Raw genomic sequence first — 16,943 nt, 5'->3', positions numbered from 1 at the left:
TCCTGTCGGGCTTGGAACAATTCCAGGAGAGTTGTAGCCGCGGATTTGGTCTGCGATAGTGCCAATTCCATGCGAAAAATTCCGACCAATTCACCCGCGCCCGCCAAGGCGGAGTTGCCCCTCGACCTCACCGGCCCGCACATCACCGCGGGCGCGTCATCGGCGCACCGGCTGTACCAGGCGTTGTGCGACATGATCGTCTCTGGCCTGGTCAAACCCGGCGAGCCGCTGCCGCCGTCTCGGACGCTGGCGAAGCAAACCGGCTTCCGCCGCAACGCCGTCGTCACTGCCTATGAACGGCTGATCGCCGACGGCTTTGCCGACGCGACCGTTGGCTCCGGCACCTTCGTCGCCGCGCGGATTCCGGCGCCTGCGGCCGAACCGAAGAAGCCGAAGGCCGTGGTCGAAGCGCCGCGACAGGGCGCATTCTCGCTCGGCTGTACCCATATCGACGAGCACGCGCTGCAGCGCTTCCGTGCCTTCCTCGGGCGGCGCATGCGCGCGTTCGGGTCCGAGCATCTGCACTATGGCGATCCGCGCGGCAGCCGCGAGCTGCGCGCGGCGATCGCCGATCATCTGCTGTCGGCACGTGGACTGCGCTGTGACCCCGATCAGATCATGCTGACCTCGGGCACGCTGCACGCGTTGCGCATCGTGCTGAGCGCGATCCTGAAGCCCAACGACCAGGTCTGGTGCGAGGACCCGGGTTACCCCGCCGCGCGAAACACCATTTCGCATTGCGGTTATCGCGCCGTGCCCGTCCCCGTCGACGAGCACGGGATACGTGTCGCCAAGGGCCGCACCGCCGCATCGTCCGCACGCGCGGCCTATGTGACGCCGTCGCACCAGTTTCCGCTGGGCGTGCAGATGTCGATGCCGCGACGGCTGGAGCTGCTGGATTGGGCGAAGCAGGCCGGCGCCTTCGTGCTGGAGGACGATTACGACAGCGAGTTCCGCTATGACGGCGCGCCGTTGATGTCGCTTGCCGGCATCGATCATCTCCAGCGCGTGATCTATATGGGCACGTTCGCCAAGACGCTGTTTCCGGGCCTGCGCATCGGCTATTGCGCGCTGCCCGAGCGGCTGATCGCGGACGTCACGGCCGCGCGCGCCGCGCTCGACCGCTTTCCCGGCACGCTGATGGAGGGCGCGGTGGCCGACATGCTCAATTCCGGCGCGTTCGCCGCCAACCTGAAGCGGGTACGAAAGCTCTATCGCGAGGCGCGCGACGCGCTGGCTGAGACCCTGGAAACAGCATCCGACGGCACGTTGTCGGTGCCTGTGCCGTCGCAAGGGCTGCACCTCGTCGCCCGGTTCGATCCATCGGTCGAGCTGTCGGCGGCGGCAGAAGCGAAGCAGGCGGCAGGCGCGGAAGGCTGGCTACTGGCCGACACCTATTCGCGCGCGCGTCCCCTGCCCGGGTTCGTGCTGGGATTTTCCGGCCACGCGGTTCCGCAACTCGTGGCCTCCGCCGAACGGCTCGCGCTGGAGTCGCGTGGCGCCTTGCGCGCGAGGAGCAAATCGGCCCGGCGGGCGTGACGAACGTTCACTATGAGAATCGCCTGCCGCTCCCTACATTGCGGCATCGATGCCGGGACCTCACATCATGCTGCTGCGCCGCGCGACCTGCCTCTCGCTGCTGATCTCGGTCGCCCTCGCGACGGCGGCGCATGCCGTCACTGTCGGACGTGAACAGGACATCACCGATCTCAAGCTCGGCCAGCGCGTGCAAGTGGATGACGGAACCTGCCCCGCCGGGCAGGTCAAGGAAGTGCGCGGTGCGAGAATGACCGACAAGGGCGTGGCGCGGACCATCGCCTGCGTTCCGCGCTTCGGTCCGAAATCGAAGTGATGGTTACGACTTCGCCGGGTCGAACATGCACTGCAAGGTCGGTTTGGCGATCTTGGTGAAGGTCGAGCCGATCTCGCCCTGCTTGGACGCTGGCACCCAATCAGTCTCGATCGTTGGCACGCCGGTCTCGCTGATGCCGCGCAACAGCGCCTCGCGCAGATCGCGGTCCTCGACGGCAGCAACGGCGTGATCATGCAGGCAGCCGCAGACCTCCTCGGGATGCTCCCAGCGCCCGAGCATCCGCGGCGCACACTGACGCATGAACTCGCTGCGGGGATCCGGTAGCCTCGAAGGAGCGCGAACCTGCGCGTGGGCAGCGCTGATCGTCAGAAGCGAAACGAACGCTGCGGCGCAGAATCGGACAATCATGATGGCCTTTATCGGCTGGTTTTTCTTTTGATTTTCTTGGCTGTCGATCAGAAACGCGCAGCGACCACGATCGGCTGCGGCGCCGTGGTGGTGACCGGCGAGCCGCTGTACTGGAAGGTGCCGACACCCGGGAGATTGCCGTCCGGCGCCCCCGCGAACGAAGAGCCGGCGAGCACGAAAGCGAAGGCAAGGATGAAGCTGAGCGTGCGCATGATCTCGTGTCCCAATTCCTTGGCCGGCGGTGCGTCGTCGTTGTGAAGCTGATAACCATGCGTCGTTTCGCGCGTGATGCGCCAAAAGCGGAAAATGGTTTCGTCTTTGTGAGAATTGTTTCGTCACACGCCAGGCGACGAAACATCCAGCGGAAAATCCCAGTCTTTTCAGAGGGGTCGCGCGGCGCCTGAAAGTGGTCTTGCAGGCTCTGTTCGCGCTTGGAAGCAGGCCCACACTGCGCGCCGTCACACGCGCGCCTTCCGCACTTCACATGCATTTTACGTTTTTCTGCTGAAGAGAAGCCCGAACGAGGGCTTGGGTTCCGTCGAACCGGCGGCGATTCGACTGCGACCCAAGCCATCGAAACCGAGAAATCCGGAACCACCGGGCGCGTTCAGTTGAGGGATGCCATCATGACGGCGCAAGATCGCGCAACGCCGCGCGACGCGGACCTACGGACGGACCGCGCCGACCAGCAACCCAGCCGCGTCGCTGCAATCGGGGCAATGTCGCTGCAGTCGGGCCGCGGCCACGAGGCCGCGCCACAAGCATTCGTGCGGCTGACCGGCTCGCATCTCGCAAAGCCGCGCGCCAGCCGCACTCTCGTTACTGAGTGAACGCAAGAGAACGCACGCGCGTCACTGAGTGAAGAACTCGCCGCACTTCTGGACGTTGGCGTCAGCCGGCCCCCACGGCATGACCGGTACCGTCGAGGTCGAGTTCTTCGGCGAACCCTCGATCAGCCGGTCCGAATAGACCATGTAGACCAGCACATTGCGTTTGGCGTCACAGCCGCGCACGATCTGCATCTTCTTGAAGAACAGTGAGCGGCGCTGGCGGAACATGTCGTCGCCCTGCTCCATCTTGTTCTTGAACTTGATTGGGCCGATCTGGCGGCAGGCCAGCGAGATATCCGAGACCTCCTCGGCAAGGCCGAGCCAGCCCTTGAAGCCGCCCTTCTCCGGCACGGTGAAATGACACGCCACGCCCTCGACCTCGGGGTCGTCGAGGCCGTAGGTCGCGAGCTTGTCATTCGGGCTCATCCATTTGAACACCGTCGAGCGGCGGAAGATCAGATCCGGCTCGTCGGCGGCGATTGCAGAGCTCGCTGGGACAGCCAGCAACAGGAGGAATAAAGCAAGGTCTTTCAAGCGGATGCCGGAAAGACCGGGGAAACGAGATGACATGAAGTTCTCCGGTAACAAGTCCCGGCAATGTAGGCATACGACAGCCCGTCAGGAAGACGACCGGCAGCCGTCGCGGCCGCCGTTTACCGCTCCGTGAGGCTTTTTTGCTACGTCATGGACAAAATTCGCTGACGGCAGAACTGCCGTGCTAGTGAACGCGTATCCCCTCTGCGAGACTAATTTCTGAGTTGGATTGTGGATTCGAGGAATGAATAGCGTGAACGGGGCCAGTTTTTCTGCCAGGCCGGCCCGGCTGTGGCAGGTCGCCATTTTGACGGCGGCGGGTGCGATTGGCTTGACCAGCCAGGCGGACGCGGCGTTCTACTACTGGAGCGACTACTCCGACGGGTCCTACGCCGCCCGGCAGGAGCGCTATCCCGACATTCCCCGGCAGAAGCCCCAGAAGCGCAGTACGGCTAGCAAGAAGGCGGTCGTCGCCGAGAAGGAAGCGGGCACCAAGCCGCAAGGTCCGCTCGTGATCGTCGTGTCGATCGATCGGCAGAAGGTGACGGTCTTCGACACCAACGGCGTGTTCGCGGAATCCCCGGTGTCGACAGGCATGAAGGGCCACTCGACGCCGATGGGCGTGTTCAGCGTGATCCAGAAGCACAAATTCCATCAGTCCAACATCTATAGCGGCGCGCCGATGCCGTACATGCAGCGGATCACCTGGTCCGGCATCGCCATGCATGCCGGCGTGCTGCCGGGCTATCCGGCCTCGCACGGTTGCATCCGCATGCCGATGGCGTTCGCGGTGAAGATGTGGAACTGGACCAGGATGGGCGCGCGCGTGATCGTCTCGCCCGGCCAGATGTCGCCGCAAAATTTCTCGCATCCCCTGCTCGCCTCGGTGCGCGTGCCGCCGCAGCCCGCCGCCAGCCTGGAGCCGCAGACCAATGTCGGCGACAAGGCCGACAAGGGCGCCGCACCAACCAAAGTCAGCGAAGCAAAACCCGTCGAGACGAAGACCGCCAGCGCGGAGAGCGCGCTCGAGCTGCGTTCGTCGCTCGGCCATACCGTGATGTCGGATGCGACCACCGGCAATGCACCGGCGCGCGCGGAAGCAGCCGCACCAGCCGACAAGGTTGAGGCCAAGTCTGAAAAGAGCGCCGAGGCATCTGCCCCGGTCAAGCCGCAGTCGGAAGAAGCAGCCAAGCCCGCAAGCGCCGACGCAAAGCCCGTTGAGGCCGCAGAAGCGCCCAAGACTGCAGAAGCGCCCAAGGCTGAAGCCGCCGAGCCCGCGAAGAAACCCGATGCGCCCGCTGCCGCACCTGCGCTCACCGCCTCGCCCGACGCCAAGAAGGACGAGACCCGCGTCGCTGATCCTGCGCCTGCCGCGAAGCCGGAGACGCCCAAACGCGCCGGCCAGATCGCGGTGTTCATCAGCCGCAAGGATTCCAAGCTCTACGTGCGGCAGAACTTTGCGCCGCTGTTCGAGGTTCCCGTCACGATCGCTGCGAGCGACCGGCCGCTCGGCACCCACGTCTTCACCGCCGAGGTCGACAAGACCGACACCAACGCACTGCATTGGTCGGTGGTATCGCTGCCGGTCTCAGCCCGCGCCGCCGCGCGCGAAGATGACAGCCGCGTGACACTCCGCCAGCGTGGCGCCACCGTGATCCCCGTCGCCGCCAAGCCCGTTACAGCCAAGCCCGTGGTCATGCCGGACAGCCCGGCCGAGGCACTCGACCGTATCTCGATCCCTGCGGACACCATGGCGAAGATCAACGAGATGCTGACATCGGGCGGCTCGATCATCGTCTCCGACCAGGGCATCAACCAGGGCGAGACCGGCGAAGGCACCGACTTCATCGTCCGCCTGTACTAGAGCGCTTTCGAGCGAAGTGGCGCCTTGCCGCGTCCGATAACGCGGTGTTGACCAGGCGCGTCGCGCCGACGCAGTAAGGTGCGTCCCGGATCACGTCGGGGGACGTTGCCATGCTGAACCGCAGGACCATGCTCGCCGCGCTTGTCGCGACGACCGCGTCTGCTGGACGCAGCCGTGCCGATGGCGGCATGAGCCGGATCTCGGCCTATGCCTTCTCCTTCCCTGCATTATCAGGCGACGACATCCGCCTTGCCGCGTTCACGGGCAAGCCGCTGCTGGTGGTCAACACCGCTTCGCTCTGCGGCTACACTCCGCAATACGCGGGCCTCCAAGAGCTCTGGAGCGAGTTTCGCGAGCGCGGGCTCACCGTGATCGGCGTGCCCTCCAACGATTTCGGTGGCCAGGAGCCCGGCGGCACCAGCGAGATCACGGAAACCGCGCACCACCAATACGGCGTTACCTTCCCGATCGCGGCCAAGGCCGTGGTGGTCGGCGCCAAGGCGCATCCGTTCTACAAATGGGCGGCCGAGGCGCGCCCCCGCGACATTCCGCGCTGGAACTTCCACAAATACCTGATCGGGCGCGACGGCTACATTGCCGAGGTGTATCCGTCTGCGGTCGATCCGACGGACACACGGGTCAAGACGGCGATTGCGAAGGCGCTGGCCGACAGCTGACACCCGCAAGCCCGCATCCGGTTGGGCACAATTGTGGCGGGGTGCCAAACAGCCGTTGCAATGACGAGGGCCCACCATCTAGGCTAGGACGATCAAGGGGCAGGATGGTTTTGCCGGAGGCGAAAAGCTGCGGCGGAACAACGGGATCAATCTCGAGGACAACACCATGCGTGTGGCGGCAGGACTGATTTTGGCAAGCGCGATGTCGGTTGCGATGGCAGGCGCAGCGTGGTCGCAGACCCCGGCCGCAAAGCCCGCAGCCGCCACCCAAGCGGCACCGGCTGCAGCCCCCGCCGCGGCACCGGCGCCCGCTCCCGCGGCGGCAGCCGCTGCGCCGACGCAACCGGCCTTCCCGCCCCCGCCCAAACAGGCGCCCCAGCCCGCCCGCGCGGCCTGCAACACGCCCGGCGCGCTCGGCGTCGCCCGCACCGTCGAGATCGACACCACGGGTGGTCCGGGCTTCGGCTTCGAGCATTTCAAGGAGCTCGACTTCCTGCGCGACAAGGAGGTCGTGCTGACCTTCGACGACGGCCCCTGGCCGAAGAACACGCCCGCCGTGTTGAAGGCTCTCGCCGACGAATGCACCACCGGCATCTTCTTCTCGATCGGCAAGCACGCGACCTATGAGCCGGAGATCTTGAAGCAGGTCTATGCGGCCGGCCACACCGTCGGCGCCCACACCTGGTCGCACGCCAACCTCAACAACAAGAAGCTCACGGAAGCGCAGCGCAAGGAAGAGATCGAGAAGGGATTCTCCGCAGTGAAGTGGGCGCTCGGCGGCATCTCGCCCTCGCCGTTCTTCCGCTTCCCGGCGCTCCAGCATCCGCCGGAGATGGTCACCTATCTCGGCAACCGCAACGTCGCGATCTTCTCCTGCGACATCGACTCCTTCGACTTCAAGGCGTCGAAGCCCGAGAAGGTGATCGAGACCGTGATGAAGAAGCTCGACACCAAGGGCAAGGGCATCATCCTGATGCACGATTTCCAGAAGCACACGGCGGAAGCCCTGCCCGAGTTGCTCAAGCGCCTGAAGGCCGGCGGCTACAAGGTCGTGGCGATGCGTGCCAAATTCCCGGCCTCGACGTTGCCGGAATACGACCAGGAGCTGCTCAAGGACGTCAAGCTGCCGACAGTGAGCACGCGCCCGGTCAACAGCGTCGTGACGACGGTCTCGGAATAGACCGCAATTGTCTTTCCGGTTTGAAGGTTACGTCATCATATCGGCGGACGGCATGCTTGCCGATCCGTCGCACATCATGCCCTCAACGCTGGTGTTCGAAGGCGACAAGCGCTTTTTCGAGCAAGCGCTCGATCGAGCCGCGGTCGTCGTGCACGGCGGACACTCGCACGAGCAGCAGCCGAATTCGCCGAAGCGCAAGCGGCTGATCCTCACGCGCAAGATCAAGGCGCTCACCGTCGACCCGGAGATGCCGAACGCGACGTTGTGGAATCCCGAGCATGCGAGCTTCGAGGAGGCCTGCGCTTTCGCCGATGTCGCCTGCGGCACGGTCGCAATCATCGGCGGCCCCGTCGTGTTCGACATGTTCATGGACCGCTACGACACGTTCTGGCTGTCGGAAGCCCCGCATGTGCGGCTGCCTGGCGGCGAAGGCTGTTTCGTCGGCGTGCCGGAGCGGACGCCGCATGAGGTGCTGGCGTCACACGGGATGAAACCGGGGGCACCGTACCTGCTCGACGCGGCGCATCACGTCACGGTGACGCCGTGGCGTCGATTCTAGCGCAGGCGATCTGCGCTACGGCGTCTGAAGGTGATAGGCCAGCACACCACGCAGCGTGTGCACCGTGCCGCCCGCGCTCAGGCTGGTCATGAAATCAGACGCCAGATCGTCTCGCGCCCCGAGATGCGTGACGCGATATTCGGCGCGGGCGGAGATGCTGTCGGTGAAGAAGCGCTCGAAGCCGCCGCCGAAGGTCGCGCCGTGATATTCCCGCGTAGGAGCGCTGCCGGGAAATCCGAGGAAATTGTACGAGATCGACTGCGCCGTCGTTCCGCTGTAGCCGCCGAGCAAGTAGACGAGCGTCTCCGGCGCCACGAGGTAGCCGACGCGTCCGCCGACGGTCCACCCCCACTTCACCGCCGCGAGATCCGACGAGATTGCAACACCTCCGCCCGATGCGTTGACCTTGGCGCCGCCATTGGTCCCGGCATCGATCAACCCGAATGCGCTGACGACCCATCTCGGCGCGACCTGGCGATCATAGCCGATCGTGAAAGTGCCGCCGACGTCGGCGCCGCCCAAACCGGACGCATTGAAATCCAGCACACCGGCGAACGATCCCGCGACATGGGGCGTGATGACGTCGCCCCCGATACCCGCGCCGACGTAAACGCCCGTCCATGTCGGATTCAGCGCGGGCGCCACTGAAGCGGTCGCAGGTCCGCCGAACTGGCCGAAGCGATAGGCCGCGCCGATCCTGACCACATGCTCGGACAGGTCCGTGGTCCAGACCGCGCCGAGCGGATCGACCGTCGTGTTGCGGCCGAGCGCGACGTAGCGGTATTCGCCGCGCAGTGACACGTTGCTCGCGAGGCGATATTCCGCGCCGGCGCCGACCGTGTAACCGTGCGACGTCAGCCCCGATTCCTGCACCGTGAACGAAGGCCCTCCCCCGAGGATCACGTAGTTCAAGTTCCAATTGTTGATGCGCATCTCGCTGTAGCCGGCGAGGCCGTAGAGCAGGATATCGGGCGTCACCAGAAATCCCGCACGGCCGCCGATCGTCCAGCCCTGATCCAGCGACGGCAGCGCAGCGTTCAGGCTCTGGCCGAAGAACGGGCTCGACGCACTGGCCGTCGTGCGCTGGCGCGACCAGTCGTAATCGACGAAACCGCCGACCACGAAACGCGGCGCAACTTGGACATCAAATCCGGCGAAAACCGACAGTCCGAGATCGGCGCCCTGCAAGCCGTCGAGGCTGAACAAATCCGCGCCGCCGCCGACCGGCGTCAGGTTCGACCGCCCGGTCGCGAAGTCGAAGCCCAGTCCGCCGCCGACATAAAACTGGGTCCAGTTCGCCACGGGCGCCGTCAGCGGCCGCGCCTTCACGGGCAAGTCTGCCGCACAGGCCGCGGTTACAGAAACCGCCGCGACATGCGCCGCCCCCAGAACGACAACAGCGCGTGCCGCCGTCTTGCGCTTCGATTGAACCAAGTCCGCCCCCAATCACCCAGTGCCGATTGCGCCTGTGCAACCGGAACCGTCGGTACTATTGGGCTCGGACGGATTCCGACAAGTGGAGAGACCGGTCGATCCGCAGCGGCCACGATTTTGTGGAACCGCTGTGATCTCAAAACCATAATCTGTGAATGATGGTTCATGCACTCGTCGCAAACGGACGAGCCATCAACTCGCTTTACACGTCCCCGTAGGCCGTCTCAGCCGAGCGCGTAGCGCGGCCATAGCCCATGATCATGAACAGCGCGCCGATGATCGAGAGATTCTTCAGCGCGTCGACCACCATCTTGGCGTTGTCGGGCGCGGCCTGATTCCAGAAATCGGAGAACAGGACGGTCGAGCCCGCGATGTAGATGATCATGAGCAATGCGAAAAAGCGCGCGCCGAAGTTCAGCGCAATCATCAGGCCTGCAATGATCTCAAGCCCGCCGGCCGCGATCGCCAGCAGTTGCGGCGTGGTCATGGCGGTCGCCGTCTCGATCTGCTTGGTGTAGGACTCGATGACCTCAGGCACCACCACCTTGGTGGCGATGAAATCGGCCGTCGCCTGGAGGGGAAAGAACTTGGTCGCGCCCGTGTAGATGAACAGCACGGCGAACAGGATTCGCCCGAAAGTCACGAACGCTGGCATGATCGGCCTCTTGGCTCAGGCTTTTTGAAAAAGGCGTCTTGACGAGAGTACCGGGCGATTATGAAGAGTCGTGCGCCGGTTTACAAACGGGGAAATGGCGAACTGCGAGCAATTCAAAGTTGGCGACGCGGGCGGTGCGCCTTCTCCCCTTGTGGGACAAGGTGGCATAGGCGGCCTGCGGCCGCCGTTCTTAAGAACGCCGAAGCGAAGCTTCGGCTATGGCGCCGGATGAGGGGTATCTCTCCGCGAGCTCAATAGCGGTGGGACTCGTGGATAGAGACCCCTCACCCCGTCTCGCCGTTAACACGGCGATCCACCCTTCCCCACAGGGGGGAGAGGGTAAGACGGCATCTTACGTAAACAGCGTCGGCTGCTGCCGCGCGGCGCGCTCCTGCGCTTCCACGACCGCAACGGCCGTCATGTTGAGGATGCCGCGCGCCGTCACCGATGGCGTGAGGATATGCGCCGGGCGAGCCGGGCCGATCAGGATCGGGCCGACGGGGAGCGCATCCGCCAGCGACTTGATCATCTGATAGGCGACGTTGGCGGTGTCGAGGCTCGGCATGATCATGATGTTGGCCTCGCCCTCGAGCTTGGAGTGCGGCAGCACCATTTTCCGCGCAGCAGCTGAAAGTGCCGTGTCGCCCTGCATCTCGCCGTCGGCCTCGATCTCCGGATGCTTCTCCTTCAACAGCTGGGTCGCCCGGCGCATCTTGCGCGAGGACTCGGTGTCGTAGCTGCCGAAATCCGAGTGCGAGACGAAGGCGATCTTCGGCTTGATGTTGAAGCGCTGGACGTGGACCGCCGCCAGCGAGGCGATCTCGGCGAGCTCTTCGGCGCTCGGATTGGGCCGAACCTGCGTGTCGGCGATGAAGAAGGCGCCCTTGCTGGTGATCAGCAGCGCCAGTGCCGCATAGTCGATGATCCCCGCGGAGAAGCCGATGATCTCGCGGACATGGCGGAGGTGGTGCATGTAGCGGCCTTCGACGCCGCAAAGCATGGCATCCGCCTCGCCGCGCATGACCGCGAGCGCGGCGATCACCGTGTTGTTGGTGCGCACCACCGTGCGCGCAGCATCCGGCGTCACGCCGCGGCGGCCGGCGACCTCGACATAGGACTGGACATAGGAGCGGTAGCGCGGATCGTCCTCGGGATTGACGAGGTCGAAATCCTTGCCTGCCTTGATCGACAGGCCGAAGCGCTTGATGCGCGCCTCGACGACCGACGGACGCCCGACCAGGATCGGCGTGGCCAGCTTCTCCTCCAGCACCACTTGCGTGGCGCGCAGCACGCGCTCGTCCTCGCCTTCGGCGTAGATCACGCGCACCGGCTGGGTCTTGGCCTTGGCGAACATCGGCTTCATGACGAGGCCGGAGCGGAAGGCGAAGCGCTCGAGCAGCGCGGTGTATTCGTCAAAGTTGGTGATGGGGCGCGTCGCGACGCCCGACTCCATCGCCGCCTTGGCGACGGCGGGCGCGATGCGCAGAATCAACCTGGGATCAAAGGGGCTCGGGATCAGCGAGCCGGGGCCGAAGCCCTGCGTTTCGCCGGTGTCAAAGCCCTGCGCGACCGCATCCGACGGCGCCTCGCGCGCGAGCTGCGCAATGGCCTCGACGGCGGCGTGCTTCATCTCCTCGTTGATGGCGCTGGCGCCGACGTCGAGCGCGCCGCGGAAGATGAAGGGGAAGCAGAGGACGTTGTTGACCTGGTTCGGATAGTCGGAGCGGCCGGTGCAGATCATGGCGTCGGGGCGCACCTTCCGCGCCTCCTCCGGCATGATCTCCGGGGTCGGATTGGCGAGCGCCATGATCAGGGGCTTGTCGCCCATCGCCTTGGCCATCTCCGGCTTGAGCACCCCTGGTGCCGACAGCCCGATGAAGATGTCGGCGCCGCCGATGACGTCGCCCAGCGTGCGCTTGTCGGTCTTCTGCGCGTAGACCGCCTTCCAGCGGTCCATCGTGGTGTTGCGGCCTTCATGCACGAGACCGTCGATGTCGCAGACCCAGATGTTCTTGCGCTGCGCGCCCATCGACACCAGAAGGTTGAGCGTCGCGATCGCGGCGGCCCCTGCCCCCGACGCGACGATCTTGACGTCGGACAGCTTCTTGCCGTTCAGCCTGAGACCATTGGTGATGGCGGCGGCGACGATGATGGCGGTGCCGTGCTGGTCGTCATGAAAGACCGGGATCTTCATGCGCTCCTTCAACTGCGCCTCGATCTCAAAACATTCCGGTCCGCGGATGTCCTCGAGATTGATGCCGCCGAAGGTCGGCTCGAGCGCCGCCACGGTCTCGACCACGCGCTCGATGGTGTCGGCGGCGATCTCGATGTCGAACACGTCGATGCCGGCGAATTTCTTGAACAGGACGGCCTTGCCCTCCATCACCGGCTTGGAGGCCAGCGGGCCGATATTGCCGAGGCCGAGCACCGCGGTGCCGTTCGAGACCACCGCGACCAGATTGGCGCGGGTGGTGAGCGTGGCGGCCTCCGCCGGGTTCTTGGCGATCTCGGTACAGGCGGCGGCAACGCCCGGAGAATAGGCAAGCGCGAGGTCGCGCTGGTTGGCGAGCGGCTTGCTCGCCTGGATCTCGAGCTTTCCGGGGCGCGGCAGACGGTGATAGGCCAGCGCCGCCTGGTGGAGATCATCAGAATAAGACGACATGCGGTGTCTCGCCTCGCGTTACCGGCCTCAAAATGCCTCATCCGGAGCCGCCGCCCAAGCGGACGGTATTTCCGGGTCATGGAAACGGGATGAAGCACGGCGGGCGCCCCGGTGGCAACATCCGATTACGGCCCCATCAACAGTGCGCATGGTCAAATACCTGATAGCGCTAGCTTTCCCTAGACCGCGCGGCATTTCCCGAATATGGCAGGTTGCGCAGTGCAAAACGGGCAACTGGAGCTGGGAATGAAGCGGATCCTGATCGGCCTGATCGTGGCAGCCGTGCTTGCCGCGGGCGGATGGTTCGGCTTCAACCTCTACGTCCAGCATCGGGCCACCGCCGAGGTCGAGGCGGCGTTCGAGCAGATGCGCCAACAGGGCGGCAAGGCGAGCCACGGCAAGATCACGTTCGAGCTCGCGACCCGGACGCTGACGATCGAGGATATCGCGGTCACTCCCGGCACCCTGCCGCAGGCGCAGATCAAGATCGCCGGCATCAAAGGGACGGGTGTTCGCCTGGTCGACGATATCAGGTTTTCGGCCGACAGCATCGACATCACCGGTGTTGAGGTCGCACTGGACCAGGCTCCCCCTGCAAAACTGAAAGTCTCCTACAAGATCCCGCAATTGACGATGCGCGACTACGCCGGTCCCGTTCACGCCGCAGCTGCGCCAGCGGACAACTCCCTGATCGAGATGTACCGCTATGCGCTCAGCCTGTACACGGGCGTCACGGCCTCGTCGCTTACGGCCCCGACACTGACGATGAGCTTCGATTCCGGCAACGCTGCCGCCGGCAGCGGCGAGTTCACCTATACCGGGCTGGCGATCCAGAACCTCAAGCAGGGCAAGATCGATGCGATGAAGGCCGACCGCGCCGTCATCTCGGTCGAGGTGAAGCAGCCAGGCAAGCCGGACAAGCTGACAGGCGAGCTGTCGAACATCATCGTCAACGATTTCGATGCCACCGCGATCCTCGCGGCGCTCGATCCGCAGACGAGCGGCGACGACAACTATCGCCGGGTCTACCGGCAAGTCTCGGCAGGCCCGTACACGCTCAAATCGGCACAGGCGATTCGCGTCGATATCGACGGCTTCGCCATCGAGGACATTGCCGTGCAGCCGTCGAAATTCCGGCTGGCCGACGTGCTCGCCGCGCTGCCGCAGGATCAATCGGCGCCCCAGACGCCGGCGCAGGCGCGCGAGCTGCTGGAGAAGCTCGCCGGGGTCTACGAGGGTGTTCGCATCGGCAAGGCCGAGATGGGCAAGACGTCGATCGGGACGCCGCAGGGAACAGCCAAGATCAATGCGGTCAGGTACCGCGAGGGCGAGTTCGCCGTCGAGGGCGTCGATACGCCGTCGCCGCAAGGGCAGTTCAAGATGGAGCGCTTCGCGCTCAAATCGTTCAGCATTACGAACCTGATGCGCTGGGCCGCGGGCCTTAGCAATCCCGGGCAGGCGCCCTCGCCCGACCAGATGCTGGGCCTGTTCCGGGTGCTCGAAGGCGCCGAGATCAAGGGCGTGGTCTCGCCCTACAAGAACACGCGGCAGCTCATCACCATCGACACGATCAGCCTGAATTGGGGCCAGCTGGTCGGATCGATCCCGAGCAAGGCCAATCTGGTCGTGAAGATGGTCACGCCGACCGATCCCTCCAATCCGGCGCAGCGGCCGCTGATCATGGCGGGCGTGGACAAGCTGGCGATCGACCTCGATCTCGGCGCCGCCTGGACGGAGTCCTCGGGCGCGTTTGCGCTTGCGCCCGCCCCCATTGATCTCGGCAACCTCGCCAAGGCGCAGGCCCGCTTCGCGCTCACCAACGTGCCGCGCGGTCTGTTCACGACCGACCCGGCGCAGGCCATGGGCCAGGCGGCGCAGGTCGAGACCGGTACGATCGAGCTCTCCCTGCGCGACAGCGGCGTCGTCGATCTCGTCGTGGCGCAGTTCTCGCGCATGCAGAATGTCAGCCGCGACGCTGCCCGCAGTACCATCGCCGAGATGATCCGCGCGCAGGGCGAGAAGGTCACGGCCGCCAATCTCGATGCCAAAGCGGCGGTCGATGCACTCGCCGGCTTCGTCGAGACCTCAGGTCAGACGCTGACGATCAAGCTGACCCCGCTCGGCAAGGTGCCGGTGCTTCAGCTCATGGACGCACTGAACAGCGAGCCGATCGTCGCGCTGGCGCAGTTCAGGATCGAGGCGTCGACGGGGCTGTAGGGGCGAGCGGTGGACTTCTGTCCCGGACGCGCTGCAGCGTTCTTACGCTGCCGCGCAGAGCCGGGACCCAGAAGTGCCGCGGCTCGCCGAGACATGGGCCCGGCTCTGCAGCGCACCGCTGAAGTCGCGCTGCGCTGCGTCCGGCACGAGCCCGAAAACCGGCTCAGATCACTTCTGCGGCAGGTTCACCCGCACATGCAGCTCGCGGAGCTGCTTGGTGCTGGGTTCCGACGGTGCCCCCATCAGCAGATCCATGGCCTGCTGGTTCATCGGGAACAGCGATATCTCGCGCAGATTGTTGGTGCCGCACAGAAGCATCACGATGCGGTCGACGCCCGCGGCCATGCCGCCATGCGGCGGCGCGCCGTACTGGAAGGCGCGGTACATGCCGCCGAAGCGGTCGACCACTTCCTGCTCGCCGTAACCCGCGATCTCGAACGCCTTCACCATCGCTTCCGGCACGTGGTTGCGGATGCCGCCCGAGGCGATCTCGTAGCCGTTGCAGGTGATGTCGTACTGGAACGCCTTGATGGTCAGCGGGTCCTGGCCCTTCAGCGCGTCGAGACCGCCCTGCGGCATCGAGAACGGGTTGTGCGAGAAGTCGACCTTCTTGTCGTCCTCGTTGTACTCGTACATTGGGAAATCGACGATCCAGGCGAGCTCGAACCGCTCCTTGTCGGTGAGGTTCAATTCCTCGCCGACCTTGTTGCGGGCAAGGCCGGAGAATTTCCAGAACTTGTCGGGGTCGCCCGCGACGAAGAAGGCGGCATCGCCTTCCTTGACACCGATCTGCGCGCGGATCGCCGCGGTGCGCTCAGGCCCGATGTTGTTGGCAAGCGGGCCAGCGCCCTCGCCGCCCTCGCGCCACATGATGTAGCCGAGACCGGGTTGGCCTTCACCCTGCGCCCACGAGTTCATGCGGTCGCAGAAAGCGCGTGAGCCGCCGCCTGGCGCCGGGATCGCCCAAACCTGGTTCTTGGGGTCTTCGAGCATGCGCGCAAAGACCTTGAAGCCGGAGCCGCGGAAATGCTCGGAGACGTCCTGCATCTCGATCGGGTTGCGCAGGTCCGGCTTGTCGCTGCCGTATTTGCGCAGCGCCTCGGCGAACGGGATGCGGCGCCAGTTCTTGCTCACCGGCTTGCCCTTGGCGAACTCCTCGAACACGCCGGTGATCACGGGCTCCATCGCCGCGAAGACGTCTTCCTGCGTGACAAAGCTCATCTCGACGTCGAGCTGGTAGAACTCGCCCGGAAGACGGTCGGCACGCGGGTCCTCGTCGCGGAAGCAGGGCGCGATCTGGAAGTAGCGGTCGAAGCCCGACATCATCAGCAGCTGCTTGTACTGCTGCGGCGCTTGCGGCAGCGCATAGAACTTGCCGGGATGGATGCGCGACGGCACCAGGAAGTCGCGCGCGCCTTCCGGCGAGGACGCAGTCAGGATCGGGGTGTTGAACTCGAAGAACCCCTGCCCCTCCATGCGCCGACGCATCGACTTGATAATGTCGACGCGCGTCATGATGTTCTGGTGCAGCTTCTCGCGGCGCAAATCGAGGAAGCGATACTTCAGGCGGATGTCTTCGGGATATTCCTGATCGCCGAACACCGGCAGCGGCAGGTCGCCGGCCGGACCGAGCACCTCGATCTCGCTGACATAGATCTCGATCTTGCCGGTCGGCAGATCGTCATTGTCGGTCCCCTCGGGGCGGCGGCGGACCTTGCCGTCCATCTTGACCACGAATTCCGAGCGGAGCTTTTCGGCCAGCGCGAACGCCGGCGAGTCCGGATCGACCACGCACTGGGTCAGGCCGTAATGGTCGCGCAGGTCGATGAACAGCACGCCGCCATGGTCGCGAACGCGATGGACCCAGCCCGAGAGGCGAACTGTTTCGCCGATGTTGCTCTCGCGGAGCGCGCCGCATGTATGTGACCGGTAGCGATGCATGGTCGTCCCAAAATTAATGTCGGAGGGGTCGAATCGGACGGCCTGAAACGACCGGTCCGAAGTTGCGGCAGGGTTTACCCGACGAGGCCGGAGGCGGCAACCAAGGGGACGGGCTGTTTTGGGGCCAGAAGCGCCCATTTTTGGCCGATTGGGCCTCAAGCCTTTGCCA

Annotated in this window: 15 protein-coding genes; 8 read left to right on the top strand and 7 right to left on the bottom strand. The window is 65.0% G+C overall.

All coding sequences use genetic code 11. The features are described 5' to 3' along the window. Window positions 1-69 precede the first annotated feature (69 nt). Both pdxR and ABIA90_RS06770 read left to right on the top strand, forming a co-directional pair. Window positions 70-1,539 carry a MocR-like pyridoxine biosynthesis transcription factor PdxR gene (gene pdxR, locus ABIA90_RS06775; RefSeq protein ID WP_354122105.1) on the top strand — a complete coding sequence of 490 codons (1,470 nt, stop codon included), beginning with the start codon at window positions 70-72 and terminating at the stop codon, window positions 1,537-1,539. A gap of 67 nt (window positions 1,540-1,606) precedes the next feature. Continuing rightward, the gene (locus ABIA90_RS06770; RefSeq protein WP_071914551.1) at window positions 1,607-1,852 is read left to right on the top strand and encodes a DUF6719 family protein; all 246 of its coding nucleotides are present in this window, start codon (window positions 1,607-1,609) and stop codon (window positions 1,850-1,852) included. Between the two features lie 3 nt (window positions 1,853-1,855). Here ABIA90_RS06770 and ABIA90_RS06765 read toward each other — a convergent pair whose 3' ends face one another. Together ABIA90_RS06765 and ABIA90_RS06760 are read right to left on the bottom strand one after the other, a co-directional pair. After that, complete coding sequence (locus ABIA90_RS06765) at window positions 1,856-2,221, bottom strand: hypothetical protein (RefSeq protein ID WP_063983641.1); 366 nt, start codon at window positions 2,219-2,221, stop codon at window positions 1,856-1,858. 47 nt (window positions 2,222-2,268) lie between these two features. After that, on the bottom strand, window positions 2,269-2,433 hold the full coding sequence (locus tag ABIA90_RS06760; protein WP_166096179.1) for a hypothetical protein: 165 nt from the start codon (window positions 2,431-2,433) through the stop codon (window positions 2,269-2,271). 414 nt (window positions 2,434-2,847) lie between these two features. Between ABIA90_RS06760 and ABIA90_RS06755 the strand changes: the two genes are divergently transcribed. Next, the gene (locus ABIA90_RS06755) at window positions 2,848-3,051 is read left to right on the top strand and encodes a hypothetical protein (protein WP_354122106.1); all 204 of its coding nucleotides are present in this window, start codon (window positions 2,848-2,850) and stop codon (window positions 3,049-3,051) included. Between the two features lie 21 nt (window positions 3,052-3,072). On the opposite strand, the gene ABIA90_RS06750 is transcribed toward ABIA90_RS06755, so the two are convergent. Further along, the gene (locus ABIA90_RS06750; RefSeq protein WP_354122107.1) at window positions 3,073-3,621 is read right to left on the bottom strand and encodes a CreA family protein; all 549 of its coding nucleotides are present in this window, start codon (window positions 3,619-3,621) and stop codon (window positions 3,073-3,075) included. 208 nt (window positions 3,622-3,829) lie between these two features. Here ABIA90_RS06750 and ABIA90_RS06745 point away from each other — a divergent pair, with 208 nt between their 5' ends. The 4 genes from ABIA90_RS06745 (at window position 3,830) to ABIA90_RS06730 (ending at window position 7,865) form a co-directional block, all read left to right on the top strand. After that, complete coding sequence (locus ABIA90_RS06745; RefSeq protein WP_354122108.1) at window positions 3,830-5,449, top strand: L,D-transpeptidase; 1,620 nt, start codon at window positions 3,830-3,832, stop codon at window positions 5,447-5,449. A gap of 110 nt (window positions 5,450-5,559) precedes the next feature. Beyond that, the gene (locus ABIA90_RS06740) at window positions 5,560-6,126 is read left to right on the top strand and encodes a glutathione peroxidase (RefSeq protein ID WP_041957860.1); all 567 of its coding nucleotides are present in this window, start codon (window positions 5,560-5,562) and stop codon (window positions 6,124-6,126) included. A gap of 166 nt (window positions 6,127-6,292) precedes the next feature. Further along, window positions 6,293-7,306 carry a polysaccharide deacetylase family protein gene (locus tag ABIA90_RS06735; protein WP_354122109.1) on the top strand — a complete coding sequence of 338 codons (1,014 nt, stop codon included), beginning with the start codon at window positions 6,293-6,295 and terminating at the stop codon, window positions 7,304-7,306. Window positions 7,307-7,313: 7 nt separating this feature from the next. Then, window positions 7,314-7,865 carry a dihydrofolate reductase family protein gene (locus ABIA90_RS06730; protein ID WP_354122110.1) on the top strand — a complete coding sequence of 184 codons (552 nt, stop codon included), beginning with the start codon at window positions 7,314-7,316 and terminating at the stop codon, window positions 7,863-7,865. A gap of 15 nt (window positions 7,866-7,880) precedes the next feature. Here the strand turns inward: ABIA90_RS06730 and ABIA90_RS06725 are convergent, their stop codons facing one another. The 3 genes from ABIA90_RS06725 to ABIA90_RS06715 form a co-directional block, all read right to left on the bottom strand. Continuing rightward, a complete protein-coding gene (locus ABIA90_RS06725) occupies window positions 7,881-9,299 on the bottom strand; it encodes an outer membrane protein (protein ID WP_354122111.1) in 1,419 nt (472 codons plus the stop codon). 202 nt (window positions 9,300-9,501) lie between these two features. Next, the gene (locus tag ABIA90_RS06720) at window positions 9,502-9,954 is read right to left on the bottom strand and encodes a DoxX family protein (protein ID WP_071914566.1); all 453 of its coding nucleotides are present in this window, start codon (window positions 9,952-9,954) and stop codon (window positions 9,502-9,504) included. Window positions 9,955-10,306: 352 nt separating this feature from the next. Beyond that, the gene (locus tag ABIA90_RS06715; protein WP_063983646.1) at window positions 10,307-12,616 is read right to left on the bottom strand and encodes an NADP-dependent malic enzyme; all 2,310 of its coding nucleotides are present in this window, start codon (window positions 12,614-12,616) and stop codon (window positions 10,307-10,309) included. Window positions 12,617-12,862: 246 nt separating this feature from the next. Between ABIA90_RS06715 and ABIA90_RS06710 the strand changes: the two genes are divergently transcribed. Then, entirely contained in the window at window positions 12,863-14,833 is a 1,971-nt protein-coding gene (locus ABIA90_RS06710; RefSeq protein WP_354122112.1) for an aq_1923 C-terminal domain, read from the top strand. Window positions 14,834-15,001: 168 nt separating this feature from the next. Here the strand turns inward: ABIA90_RS06710 and aspS are convergent, their stop codons facing one another. After that, window positions 15,002-16,774, bottom strand: a complete 1,773-nt coding sequence (aspS, locus tag ABIA90_RS06705; RefSeq protein ID WP_063983647.1) for an aspartate--tRNA ligase — start codon at window positions 16,772-16,774, stop codon at window positions 15,002-15,004. Window positions 16,775-16,943: the final 169 nt, after the last annotated feature.

It is taken from the genome of Bradyrhizobium sp. LA6.8 (genome assembly GCF_040547935.1).
Lineage (GTDB): Bacteria > Pseudomonadota > Alphaproteobacteria > Rhizobiales > Xanthobacteraceae > Bradyrhizobium > Bradyrhizobium barranii.
The sequence above is the reverse complement of the archived record's forward strand: the minus strand, read 5'-3'. Positions and strand labels throughout refer to the sequence as shown.

Coding starts and splice junctions, on each gene's coding strand:
- ABIA90_RS06720 (WP_071914566.1), bottom strand. CDS start 9,954: ATGCCAGCGTTCGTGACTTTCGGGCGAATCCTGTTCGCCGTGCTGTTC.
- ABIA90_RS06745 (WP_354122108.1), top strand. CDS start 3,830: ATGAATAGCGTGAACGGGGCCAGTTTTTCTGCCAGGCCGGCCCGGCTG.
- ABIA90_RS06765 (WP_063983641.1), bottom strand. CDS start 2,221: ATGATTGTCCGATTCTGCGCCGCAGCGTTCGTTTCGCTTCTGACGATC.
- ABIA90_RS06750 (WP_354122107.1), bottom strand. CDS start 3,621: ATGTCATCTCGTTTCCCCGGTCTTTCCGGCATCCGCTTGAAAGACCTT.
- ABIA90_RS06715 (WP_063983646.1), bottom strand. CDS start 12,616: ATGTCGTCTTATTCTGATGATCTCCACCAGGCGGCGCTGGCCTATCAC.
- ABIA90_RS06755 (WP_354122106.1), top strand. CDS start 2,848: ATGACGGCGCAAGATCGCGCAACGCCGCGCGACGCGGACCTACGGACG.
- ABIA90_RS06740 (WP_041957860.1), top strand. CDS start 5,560: ATGCTGAACCGCAGGACCATGCTCGCCGCGCTTGTCGCGACGACCGCG.
- aspS (WP_063983647.1), bottom strand. CDS start 16,774: ATGCATCGCTACCGGTCACATACATGCGGCGCGCTCCGCGAGAGCAAC.
- ABIA90_RS06710 (WP_354122112.1), top strand. CDS start 12,863: ATGAAGCGGATCCTGATCGGCCTGATCGTGGCAGCCGTGCTTGCCGCG.
- ABIA90_RS06770 (WP_071914551.1), top strand. CDS start 1,607: ATGCTGCTGCGCCGCGCGACCTGCCTCTCGCTGCTGATCTCGGTCGCC.
- pdxR (WP_354122105.1), top strand. CDS start 70: ATGCGAAAAATTCCGACCAATTCACCCGCGCCCGCCAAGGCGGAGTTG.
- ABIA90_RS06760 (WP_166096179.1), bottom strand. CDS start 2,433: ATGCGCACGCTCAGCTTCATCCTTGCCTTCGCTTTCGTGCTCGCCGGC.
- ABIA90_RS06735 (WP_354122109.1), top strand. CDS start 6,293: ATGCGTGTGGCGGCAGGACTGATTTTGGCAAGCGCGATGTCGGTTGCG.